Raw genomic sequence first — 1,223 nt, forward strand, 5'->3', positions numbered from 1 at the left:
CATCTTCACCAACGGTTTCGTAGTAGTGCGCCATAGAAAGCTGTGCGCGGTAGTATTGTGGGGCGTGGCTCAAGGCTTGTTGCAAGTTGTCGTGCGCTCGGATCATATTGCCACCTTCGAGATAACCAAGCCCAAGAGCGATGCGAGATTCTGCCATAGCAACAGGATCGGCCTTCACGATAGGAGCGCCGTTTTCTTTTCCGGTAACACAGCCTACGAGTGCAAACTGAGTCATCAACATTAGTGCACTGAGCGTTACGGTTTTCATTCTTCTTCCCCACATCCCTGAATCTGACAGCATGATATGAATTACGTAGCAAAAGCCCATTGAGGAAAAAGCACTATGCGATCAGGTTTGCAAACTGATATGAAAAAGCCGCCAGATGGCGGCTCGGTTCACAAACTTAATTTGTTGATTTAATCGTCTTTAGTGAAAGCATCTTCACTGAAGTGATCCAGATCGTAAGGCGTTTGTTGGTATACGCAGTAGTTGAGCCAGTTCAAGAACAGCAAGTGTCCGTGGCTTCGCCAACTCGCTATGGGAGGGTTATCTGGGTTGTTGTTCGGGTAGTAATTGACCGGAATTGCTGGCTCCATCCCTTCACCCAAATCCCGAATGTACTCATTGTGAAGAGTGTGCGAGTCATACTCTGGATGGCCGGTAACAAACACGTTTCGCTTGTCTTTGGTCGTTGCCAGATATACGCCCGCCACATCGGATGTGGCGAGAATATCTAAGTCAGTATGTTCTTCTAAAAAGTGTGGCGAAAAATCGGCATAACGCGAATGGGGCGCTAAAAACGTATCATCAAACCCGCGCAAAATAGGGTGGAATGGATTATGAATTTGGTGATGATATACACCGGAAAGCTTTTCTTTACGCGTTTTTTTCGGCAAGTCATACAACAACTTTAAGCCAGCTTGCGCCGCCCAACACACATACAACGTCGAGGTAACATGGTCTTTTGCCCATTCCATGATGGTTTTTAAATGATCCCAATAGATCACATCTTCAAATTGCACCAGACCAAGTGGCGCACCAGTGATGATAAGACCGTCGAAATTCTTCCCTTTTACCATCTCAAACTGACGGTAAAACGTATCTAAATGCTCGGTTGGTGTGTTTTTGCTTGGTCGATTATCGATGCGCAGTAGCTCGACGTTTACTTGCAATGGACTGTTTGAAAGGAGGCGAAGAAACTGCGTTTCTGTTTCGATTTTCT

Annotated in this window: 1 protein-coding gene and 1 pseudogene; both read right to left on the reverse strand. The window is 46.2% G+C overall.

Annotated elements, in window-relative coordinates; genetic code table 11:
- A pseudogene (locus R7Z78_RS24460) lies at positions 1 to 268 on the reverse strand (type IV pilus biogenesis/stability protein PilW); the annotation flags it as partial.
- 149 nt (positions 269 to 417) lie between these two features.
- Positions 418 to 1,223 (reverse strand): homoserine O-succinyltransferase (locus R7Z78_RS24465; RefSeq protein ID WP_169643824.1); only part of this gene is annotated, 806 nt, incomplete at its 5' end.

This window comes from Vibrio sp. 1167 (assembly GCF_033340375.1).
Lineage (GTDB): Bacteria > Pseudomonadota > Gammaproteobacteria > Enterobacterales > Vibrionaceae > Vibrio > Vibrio alginolyticus.